This is a genomic window from Pseudomonas sp. NPDC089428, from assembly GCF_044749325.1.
Lineage (GTDB): Bacteria > Pseudomonadota > Gammaproteobacteria > Pseudomonadales > Pseudomonadaceae > Aquipseudomonas.
The window spans coordinates 26,809-36,300 of the sequence record NZ_JBIVHT010000028.1 but is presented as its reverse complement, the minus strand read 5'-3'; the positions used below and the strand labels follow the sequence as shown (position 1 = coordinate 36,300).

9 protein-coding genes and 2 tRNA genes are annotated in these 9,492 nt (G+C 64.7%); all 11 read left to right on the top strand.

From position 1 onward, the window contains the following. Window positions 1-206 precede the first annotated feature (206 nt). Window positions 207-1,061, top strand: coding sequence for a tRNA pseudouridine(38-40) synthase TruA (gene truA / locus ACIPZ5_RS27135; protein WP_343599757.1), 855 nt, complete (start codon window positions 207-209; stop codon window positions 1,059-1,061). Window positions 1,062-1,121: 60 nt separating this feature from the next. After that, window positions 1,122-1,742, top strand: a complete 621-nt coding sequence (locus ACIPZ5_RS27130; RefSeq protein ID WP_261941011.1) for a phosphoribosylanthranilate isomerase — start codon at window positions 1,122-1,124, stop codon at window positions 1,740-1,742. A gap of 222 nt (window positions 1,743-1,964) precedes the next feature. After that, complete coding sequence (gene accD, locus ACIPZ5_RS27125; RefSeq protein WP_261941010.1) at window positions 1,965-2,858, top strand: acetyl-CoA carboxylase, carboxyltransferase subunit beta; 894 nt, start codon at window positions 1,965-1,967, stop codon at window positions 2,856-2,858. Further along, window positions 2,858-4,144 (top strand): bifunctional tetrahydrofolate synthase/dihydrofolate synthase, encoded by a 1,287-nt coding sequence (gene folC / locus ACIPZ5_RS27120; protein ID WP_400811625.1) that lies wholly within the window; start codon window positions 2,858-2,860, stop codon window positions 4,142-4,144. The genes accD and folC overlap by 1 nt, the downstream gene beginning before the upstream one ends. Window positions 4,145-4,148: 4 nt before the next feature. Continuing rightward, window positions 4,149-4,835, top strand: coding sequence for an SPOR domain-containing protein (locus ACIPZ5_RS27115; RefSeq protein WP_400811622.1), 687 nt, complete (start codon window positions 4,149-4,151; stop codon window positions 4,833-4,835). 129 nt (window positions 4,836-4,964) lie between these two features. Next, on the top strand, window positions 4,965-5,522 hold the full coding sequence (locus ACIPZ5_RS27110; RefSeq protein ID WP_261941007.1) for a CvpA family protein: 558 nt from the start codon (window positions 4,965-4,967) through the stop codon (window positions 5,520-5,522). Window positions 5,523-5,564: 42 nt separating this feature from the next. Continuing rightward, complete coding sequence (gene purF, locus ACIPZ5_RS27105; protein ID WP_261941006.1) at window positions 5,565-7,070, top strand: amidophosphoribosyltransferase; 1,506 nt, start codon at window positions 5,565-5,567, stop codon at window positions 7,068-7,070. Between the two features lie 15 nt (window positions 7,071-7,085). After that, window positions 7,086-8,297, top strand: coding sequence for an O-succinylhomoserine sulfhydrylase (locus ACIPZ5_RS27100; protein ID WP_261941005.1), 1,212 nt, complete (start codon window positions 7,086-7,088; stop codon window positions 8,295-8,297). Continuing rightward, window positions 8,297-9,067: an SDR family oxidoreductase gene (locus tag ACIPZ5_RS27095; protein ID WP_177408522.1), complete on the top strand. Its 771-nt coding sequence runs from the start codon at window positions 8,297-8,299 to the stop codon at window positions 9,065-9,067. Before ACIPZ5_RS27100 ends, ACIPZ5_RS27095 begins: the two co-directional genes overlap by 1 nt. 148 nt (window positions 9,068-9,215) lie before the next feature. Next, a tRNA-Val gene (locus tag ACIPZ5_RS27090) sits at window positions 9,216-9,291 on the top strand. Between the two features lie 67 nt (window positions 9,292-9,358). Then, window positions 9,359-9,435, top strand: a tRNA-Asp gene (locus tag ACIPZ5_RS27085). Window positions 9,436-9,492 lie beyond the last annotated feature (57 nt).

Here is a 9,492-nt window from a genome sequence, read left to right as displayed (position 1 = left end):
CCCCCCCCCCCCCCCCCCCCCCCCCCCCCCCCCCCCCCCCCCCCCCCCCCCCCCCCCCCCCCCCCCCCCCCCCCCCCCCCCCCCCCGCTCCCACAAGTACGGCGTACGCCTGAGGAAGGTGATAAGCCCGTGCCATCACAGCCCTATATGGCTGCCGTTGTCGTTATAATCCCCGCCATTCCGTATCACCCACAGGTTTCACGCTCTTGGACATCATCGACACCGCCGCCACCGAATCGGCCGCCGAAGGCTTCACCCGCATTGCCCTGGGCGTGGAATACAAAGGCTCGCGCTACCGTGGCTGGCAGCGCCAGGCCAGCGGCGTGCCCAGCGTCCAGCAGGCCCTCGAGCAGGCGCTGTCGAAGGTGGCCAACGAACCGATCAGCGTCATCTGCGCCGGGCGCACCGATGCAGGCGTGCACGGCTGCGGGCAGGTCGTGCATTTCGACACCCGCGCCGTGCGTGACGAGCGCGCCTGGACCCTGGGCACCAATTTCAACCTGCCCCACGACATCAGTGTGGTCTGGTCGCGGCCGATGCCGGCCGACTTCCATGCGCGCTTCAAGGCCTGTGCCCGGCGCTATCGCTATGTGATCTACAACGACCCGATCCGCCCCGCGCACCTGGCTGAGGAAGTGACCTGGAACCACCGCCCGCTGGATGTCGAGCGCATGGCCCAGGCCGCCCAGTACCTGCTCGGCACCCATGACTTCAGCGCCTTTCGCGCCAGCCAGTGCCAGGCCAAGTCACCGATCAAGCACATCCATCACCTGCGGGTGACCCGCCACGGGCAGATGATCGTGCTGGACGTGCGGGCCACCGCCTTCCTGCACCACATGGTGCGCAACATCGCCGGGGTGCTGATGACCATCGGTGCCGGCGAGCGCCCGGTGGAGTGGGCCCGTGAAGTGCTGGAGGGGCGCAACCGTCGCGAAGGCGGGGTGACTGCGCACCCTTATGGTCTGTACCTGGTGCAGGTGGAATACCCGGAAGAGTTCCAGCTGCCGCAACGTTACATCGGCCCACACTTTTTGAGCGGTTACGAAGCGCTGGCCGACTGACGCGTCAGAAGTCATTTGCTACCATCGGGCCTTTCACCACTCACTCAAGGTTTGCTGTCCATGAGCAACGTTCGCAGCAAGATCTGCGGGATTACCCGCATCGAAGACGCGCTGGCCGCCGCCGAGGCGGGGGCCGATGCCATCGGTTTCGTCTTCTATGCCAAAAGCCCGCGTGCCGTGGACGTGCGCCAGGCACGGGCGATCATTGCCGAGCTGCCACCGTTCGTGACCACGGTCGGGCTGTTCGTCAATGCCTCGCGTTGCGAGCTGAACGAGATACTCGAGGTAGTGCCGCTGGACCTGCTACAGTTCCACGGCGACGAAACCCCAGCCGATTGCGAAGGCTATCACCGCCCCTGGATCAAGGCCCTGCGGGTGCGCCCGGGCGATGACCTGGAAGCGGCCTGCCAGCACTATGCCGGCGCCCGCGGCATTCTCCTCGACACCTACGTGGCCGGTGTGCCTGGCGGTACCGGCGAGGCCTTCGACTGGTCGCTGGTGCCGGCGCGGCTGAGCAAGCCGATCATCCTCGCGGGCGGGCTGTCAGCCGCCAACGTCGGCCAGGCGATCGCCCAGGTGCGGCCGTATGCGGTGGATGTCAGTGGCGGTGTGGAGCAGGCCAAGGGCATCAAGGATGCGGCGAAAATCGAAGCCTTCATGCGTGCGGTGAAACAGGCGTGACAGCAGATGTGACGGCTGGCGGCGCGCCATCGTCCATAGGTTTCGCAGCCCTGCGGGGCGGCCGGCGGCATGCCGCATGGCCAAACGAAAGATTGAAGATGGCGCGGTACGCGGGTAGCCCTTGTGGCCGGGCCGTCATCGTTTCATAGAAGAATTTGAGCTCAAGGGCAGGGCATGGCCGGCCAGTCCGGTCCCCGTCCGCCAATACTGGAGAAAGAAAGCATGAGCAACTGGTTAGTCGACAAACTGATCCCTTCGATCATGCGTTCCGAGGTGAAGAAGAGCTCGGTGCCGGAAGGCCTGTGGCACAAGTGCCCGGCCTGCGAGGCCGTGCTGTATCGTCCGGAGCTGGAAAAGACCCTGGATGTCTGCCCCAAGTGCAACCACCACATGCGCATCGGTGCACGTGCCCGCATCGACATCTTCCTCGACCCGGAAGGCCGCGCCGAGCTGGGCGCCGAGCTGGAACCGGTCGACCGCCTGAAGTTCCGTGACGGCAAGAAGTACAAGGATCGCCTGACCGCTGCGCAGAAGCAGACCGGCGAAAAAGACGCCCTGATCTCCATGAGCGGTACCCTGATGGGCATGCCGATCGTGGTCAGCGCCTTCGAGTTCTCGTTCATGGGCGGTTCCATGGGTGCCATCGTCGGTGAGCGCTTCGTGCGCGCCGCCAACTACGCCCTGGAAAACCGCTGCCCGATGGTCTGCTTCTCCGCCTCCGGCGGTGCGCGCATGCAGGAAGCGCTGATCTCGCTGATGCAGATGGCCAAGACCTCGGCCGTGCTGGCACGCCTGCGCGAAGAAGGCATTCCGTTCATTTCGGTGCTGACCGACCCGGTCTACGGCGGTGTTTCTGCCAGCCTGGCAATGCTCGGTGACGTCATCGTCGGTGAGCCGAAGGCGCTGATCGGCTTCGCCGGCCCGCGCGTGATCGAGCAGACCGTACGCGAAAAACTGCCGGAAGGCTTCCAGCGCAGCGAGTTCCTGCTGGAGCACGGTGCCATCGACCTGATCATCTCCCGTGGCGAGCTGCGCCCGCGCCTGGCCCGCCTGCTGGCGCAGATGACCGGCCAGCCAACCCCAGAGCAGGCCCGTGAGGTCGCTGCGGTCGCGTGATGAAACAACGATCCCTGGGCGAGTGGCTCGCCTACCTCGAGCAGCTGCACCCCTCGGCCATCGACATGGGCCTGGAACGGTCGCAGAAGGTGCTTGCCCGGCTGGCGCTGGGCAAGCTTGCGCCACGCGTGGTAACGGTGACTGGCACCAACGGCAAGGGCTCGACCTGCGCCTTCGTGGCCTCGCTGTTGCGCGCCCAGGGGCTAAGGGTGGGCGTGTACAGCTCGCCCCACCTGCTGCGCTACAACGAACGGGTACTGATCGATGGCCAGGAAGCCAGCGATGAGCGCCTGTGCGAAGCCTTTGCCGCCGTCGAGGCGGCGCGGGGCGAGATTTCCCTGACCTACTTCGAAATGGGCACGCTGGCGGCGTTCTGGTTGTTCTACCAGTCGCAGCTGGATGCCGTGGTGCTCGAAGTGGGCCTCGGTGGCCGCCTGGACACCGTGAACGTGGTGGATGCCGACCTGGCCCTGGTGACCAGCATCGGCGTCGATCATGTCGACTACCTGGGCGATACCCGCGAGCTGGTGGCCTTCGAGAAGGCCGGCATCTTCCGAGCGGGCAAGCCGGCGCTGTGCGGTGATCTCGATCCCCCTCGGCCGCTGCTGGACAAGGCCGCCGAACTGGCTGCGCCGCTGTTCCTGCGTGGCCGTGATTTTGACCTGGCAAGCGGTGACGGAGGCTGGGATTGGCGCGGGGTCACGACAGACGGCAAGCCGGTCGAGTTGCATGGCCTGCCGCTGCTCGATCTGCCGATGGAGAACGCCACCCTGGCCCTGCAGGCCTACCTGCTGATGGGCTTGCCGTGGGACGCTGGGCAGATCCGCCAGGCTTTGCTCGACACTCGCATTACCGGGCGCCTCGATCGTCGCCAGTTGACCTGGCAGGGCAGGGCGGTGGAGCTGCTGCTGGATGTCGGGCACAACCCGCATGCTGCGGAGTATCTGGCCCGGCGTCTGGCCGCACGCCCGCTCAAAGGTCGTCGCCTGGCGGTGTTCGGCTTGCTCGCCGACAAGGATCTGCAGGGTGTCATCGCGCCGCTGCACGAGCTGGTCGATGAGTGGGCGGTTGCGCCGCTGCACACGCCACGCAGCCGTCCGGCTGCCGAATTGGCTGCTGCCTTGACGAACCACGGCGCTGCGGTGAAGTCTTACGCCAGTGTCGACGCGGCCCTTGAGGGGCAATGCGCGCAGGCGACGGCAGATGACCAGATTCTGCTGTTCGGTTCGTTTTTCTGTGTCGCCGAAGCCCTGGAATGGCTGGAGCGGCAGGCCCTGGAGGGGTGACTAGATGGCAGTGCTGGACAAAGGGATGAAACAGCGCATGGTAGGTGCTTTGGTGCTGGTCGCGCTGGCGGTGATCTTCCTGCCGATGCTGTTCACCCGCCAGGACGAAATGCGCACGGTGCGTGTCGACGCCCCGCAGGCGCCTGCCATGCCGAACCTGCCGGAAGTCAAGGTGGAACCGGTGGCAGTACCTGAGCCCCAGCCGCTGCCGGAGGCGCCAGAGCCGTCGCCGGTGGTGGTCAACGAGTCCACGGCACCGGTGAGGGCGCCGAGCCAGCCGATCACGCCGTCGCCGCAGACTCAGCCCCAGCCCCAGCCCCAGCCCCAGACCCAAGTGCAGGCGCAGGTGCAGGCCCAGCCCAAGCCGCAGACGCCTGTGCCAGCGCCAGCTGCCAAGGTAGCAACGCCGGTGGCGACTGCGCCTGCGCCGTCGAAGATTGACGTCAATGGCTTGCCGGTGAGCTGGTCGATCCAGCTGGCCAGCCTGTCCAGCCGGGCCGGCGCCGAGAACCTGCAGAAGACCCTGCGCAGCCAGGGCTACAACGCCTATATCCGCTCAGCCGGTGGCATGAACCGGGTGTATGTCGGGCCGCTGATCGAGCGCGCCGAGGCTGACAAGCTGAAAGACGTGATCAACCGCCAGCAGAAGCTCAATGGCTTCGTGACGCGATTCCAGCCTGAAAAAGGCTGAGCACGGCCGCTCCTGCAGGGGGGCGGCGCAGGCCTGAAAACCTGACCCGCCGATCCACCTGACATTCCGCTTACTCCCGGCCTTTTGCTCTGATAAAATGCGCCGCCTCAAACGTCTGCAGGCAGCACCGTGGCCTTTACCCTGGTTGATTGGGCGATCATCGCGATCATCGCCGTCTCCACACTGATCAGTCTCAAGCGCGGCTTCGTCAAGGAAGCCTTGTCCCTGCTCATCTGGATCGTTGCAGGGGCGGTCGCCTGGATGTTCGGTGGGTCGCTTTCGGTGTACCTTGAGAGCTATATCCAGACGCCGTCGATGCGCATCATCGCCGGCTGCGCCATTCTTTTCGTCGCCACCCTGCTGGTGGGGGCCATGCTCAACTTCCTCATCGGCGAGCTGATCCGCGTGACCGGGCTGTCCGGCACCGATCGTTTCCTCGGCATGGCCTTTGGCGCCGCGCGCGGAGCCTTGCTGGTGGTGGTGGCCGTTGGGCTGCTCAGCCTGGGGCCGGTGCAACAAGACACCTGGTGGCAGGAATCACGTCTGATTCCACAGTTTCTATTGGTCGCTGACTGGTCGAAAAACCTGATCCTGGGTTTCACCGGTCAGTGGACTTCCAGTGGGGTGATCAGCGCTCCGGCTGATCTTCCATTCAAGGAGCAGTTGCTCGGGCCGGCAAAGCCCTGAGCGCTGTTCGTTCAAGTTTCATCAAAGTAGGGGTTGCGTCGCATGTGTGGCATCGTCGGTATCGTCGGTAAGTCGAACGTCAATCAGGCGCTGTATGACGCGCTTACGGTCCTCCAGCACCGCGGCCAGGACGCTGCCGGTATCGTGACCAGCCACGACGGCCGGTTGTTCCTGCGCAAGGATAATGGCCTGGTGCGCGACGTCTTCCAGCAGCGCCACATGCAGCGCCTGGTTGGCAGCATCGGCATCGGCCACGTGCGCTACCCGACTGCGGGCAGCTCGACCTCGGCCGAGGCCCAGCCGTTCTACGTCAACTCGCCGTACGGCATCACCCTGGCGCACAACGGCAACCTGACCAACGTCGAGCAGTTGGCCAAGGAGATCTACGAGTCCGACCTGCGCCACGTCAACACCAATTCCGATTCGGAAGTGCTGCTGAACGTGTTCGCCCACGAGCTGGCCGTGCGTGGCAAGCTGCAGCCGACCGAAGAAGACGTGTTCGCCGCGGTTTCCCATGTGCACAGCCGTTGCGTCGGTGGCTACGCAGTGGTCGCGATGATCACCGGTTACGGCATCGTCGGCTTCCGTGATCCGAACGGCATCCGCCCGGTGGTGTTCGGCCAGCGTCACACCGACGAAGGCGTGGAATACATGATCGCCTCGGAAAGTGTCGCTCTGGACGTACTCGGCTTCACCCTGATCCGCGACCTGGCGCCGGGCGAAGCGGTGTACATCACCGAAGAAGGCCAGCTGTACACCAAGCAGTGCGCTGAAGCGCCGAAGCTGCAGCCGTGCATCTTCGAGCACGTCTACCTGGCCCGCCCGGACTCGATCATCGACGGTATCTCGGTATACAAAGCCCGTCTGCGCATGGGTGAAAAACTCGCCGACAAGATCATGCGCGAGCGCCCGGAGCACGATATCGACGTGGTCATCCCGATCCCGGACACCAGCCGCACTGCCGCGCTGGAGCTGGCCAACCGTCTGGGCGTGAAGTTCCGCGAAGGCTTCGTCAAGAACCGTTACATCGGCCGTACCTTCATCATGCCTGGCCAGGCTGCACGGAAGAAATCGGTGCGCCAGAAGCTCAACGCCATCGAGCTGGAATTCCGCGGCAAGAACGTGATGCTGGTCGATGACTCGATCGTGCGCGGCACCACCTGCAAGCAGATCATCCAGATGGCCCGCGAAGCTGGCGCCAAGAACGTCTACTTCTGCTCCGCAGCCCCTGCGGTGCGCTACCCCAACGTCTACGGCATCGACATGCCGAGTGTTCACGAACTGATCGCCCACAACCGTACCACCGAACAGGTGGCCGAGTTGATCGGCGCCGACTGGCTGGTCTACCAGGACCTGCCAGACCTGATCGACTCGGTCGGTGGCGGCAAGATCAAGATCGATCACTTCGATTGCGCGGTGTTCAACGGTGAATACGTCACTGGTGACATCGACGAAGCCTACCTTGACCGTATCGAACAGGCCCGCAACGACCTGGCCAAGGTCAAGAACCAGGCCGTCAGCGCGATCATCGACCTCTACAACAACTGATTTGGGAGCGACGGCATGACGGATCAATGGGATGCCGGGCGACTGGACAGTGACCTCGAGGGTGTCGGTTTCGACACCCTGGCGGTACGCGCCGGTCAAAACCGTACACCGGAGGCCGAGCACAGCGAAGCGCTGTTCCTGACCTCCAGCTATGTGTTCCGCACGGCGGCCGATGCCGCTGCGCGTTTTGCCGGCGAAACGCCGGGCAACGTCTATTCGCGCTACACCAACCCGTCCGTGCGTGCGTTCGAAGAGCGCCTGGCGGCCATGGAAGGTGCCGAGCAGGCCGTGGCCACCTCCACCGGCATGGCGGCGATCCTTGCCGTGGTGATGTCGCTGTGCAGTGCCGGCGACCATGTGCTGGTGTCGCAGAGCGTGTTCGGCTCGACCATCAGCCTGTTCGAGAAGTACTTCAAGCGCTTCGGTGTGCAGGTGGACTACGTGCCACTGGTCGACCTCACTGGCTGGGAAAAGGCCATCAAGGACAACACCAAGCTGCTGATCGTCGAATCGCCCTCCAACCCGCTGGCCGAACTGGTCGACATCACTGCGCTGGCTGAAATTGCCCACGCCCGTGGCGCCATGCTGGTGGTGGACAACTGCTTCAGCACGCCGGCCTTGCAGCAGCCGCTCAAGCTGGGTGCCGACATCGTGTTCCACTCGGCCACCAAGTTCATCGACGGCCAGGGCCGTTGCATGGGGGGCGTGGTCGCCGGCCGCGCCGAGCAGATGAAAGAAGTGGTGGGCTTCCTGCGCACTGCAGGGCCAACCCTCAGCCCGTTCAACGCCTGGATCTTCACCAAGGGCCTGGAAACCCTCAAGCTGCGTATGCGTGCGCATTGCGAGAGCGCCCAGCGCCTGGCCGAATGGCTGGAGCAGCAGGACGGTGTGGAGAAGGTGCATTACGCCGGCCTGCCAAGCCACCCGCAGCACGAGCTGGCCAAGCGCCAGATGAGCGGCTTCGGCGCGGTGGTCAGCTTCGAGGTCAAGGGTGGCAAAGCAGGCGCCTGGCGCTTCATCGATGCGACCCGGGTGATTTCGATCACCACCAACCTTGGCGACAGCAAGACCACCATCGCCCACCCGGCCACCACCTCCCACGGCCGCCTGACGCCGCAGGAGCGTGAAGCGGCGGGCATTCGCGACAGCCTGATCCGGGTTGCCGTGGGCCTGGAAGACGTGGCTGACCTGCAGGCGGACCTCGCCCGTGGGTTGGCGGTGCTGTGATGGAAATCCGCGGCGGTGCGCCAGGCCATAACGGCCGGGTTGCCCTGGTCACCGGTGCCGCCCGCGGCATCGGCCTGGGCATTGCCGCCTGGTTGATCTGCGAAGGTTGGCAAGTGGTACTCAGCGACCTCGACCGCCAGCGCGGTGCCAAGGTGGCCAAGGCCCTGGGCGAAAACGCCTGGTTCATCACCATGGACGTGGCCGACGAGGCCCAGGTCAGTGCCGGGGTGTCCGAAGTGCTCGGCCAGTTCGGGCGTCTGGATGCCCTGGTGTGCAACGCGGCGATCGCCAACCCGCACAACCAGACCCTCGAAAGCCTGAGCCTGGCACAGTGGAATCGGGTGCTGGCGGTCAATCTCAATGGCCCCATGCTGCTGGCCAAGCATTGTGCGCCGTACCTGCGCGCGCACAATGGTGCAATCGTCAACTTGACCTCGACCCGTGCCCGGCAATCCGAGCCGGACACCGAGGCCTATGCGGCGAGCAAGGGTGGCCTGGTGGCCTTGACCCACGCCCTGGCCATGAGCCTGGGCCCGGAGATCCGCGTCAATGCGGTGAGCCCGGGCTGGATCGATGCCCGTGACCCGTCCCAGCGCCGTGCCGAGCCATTGACCGATGCCGACCATGCCCAGCATCCGACGGGCAGGGTGGGGACCGTGGAAGATGTGGCGGCCATGGTTGCCTGGTTGCTGTCGCGCCAGGCCGGGTTCGTCACGGGCCAGGAGTTCGTGGTCGACGGCGGCATGACCCGCAAGATGATCTACACCTGAGCAGGCCGCCACACGCGAAGGGGACCGAAAGGTCCCTTTTGCTTTTTTGGCTTTTTTGAAAAAAATTCAACGGGGCTATTGACTTAGCTTCGGCACCTGCGTAAATTTCGCGGCCTCAGCGAAGCAAACGCAACAAGCAACATCGCGAGGGTGATTAGCTCAGCCGGGAGAGCATCTGCCTTACAAGCAGAGGGTCGGCGGTTCGATCCCGTCATCACCCACCACTTCCTGAGATTGTTTCTAGCGCTGGGCGCTTCAGATGAAGCTGATAGCCGGAGAGAAACGCACTGCGCAGCGGTAGTTCAGTCGGTTAGAATACCGGCCTGTCACGCCGGGGGTCGCGGGTTCGAGTCCCGTCCGCTGCGCCATTTTTCAGTAACAGATGGGTGCCTGGCACCGGTCTGAAGTCGAAGGCGAAATGCCAG

Bases quoted from the DNA above. Each gene is read 5' to 3' on its own strand.
- ACIPZ5_RS27100 (WP_261941005.1), top strand. From the start codon at position 7,086: ATGACGGATCAATGGGATGCCGGGCGACTGGACAGTGACCTCGAGGGT.
- folC (WP_400811625.1), top strand. From the start codon at position 2,858: ATGAAACAACGATCCCTGGGCGAGTGGCTCGCCTACCTCGAGCAGCTG.
- ACIPZ5_RS27130 (WP_261941011.1), top strand. From the start codon at position 1,122: ATGAGCAACGTTCGCAGCAAGATCTGCGGGATTACCCGCATCGAAGAC.
- purF (WP_261941006.1), top strand. From the start codon at position 5,565: ATGTGTGGCATCGTCGGTATCGTCGGTAAGTCGAACGTCAATCAGGCG.
- accD (WP_261941010.1), top strand. From the start codon at position 1,965: ATGAGCAACTGGTTAGTCGACAAACTGATCCCTTCGATCATGCGTTCC.
- ACIPZ5_RS27115 (WP_400811622.1), top strand. From the start codon at position 4,149: ATGGCAGTGCTGGACAAAGGGATGAAACAGCGCATGGTAGGTGCTTTG.
- ACIPZ5_RS27095 (WP_177408522.1), top strand. From the start codon at position 8,297: ATGGAAATCCGCGGCGGTGCGCCAGGCCATAACGGCCGGGTTGCCCTG.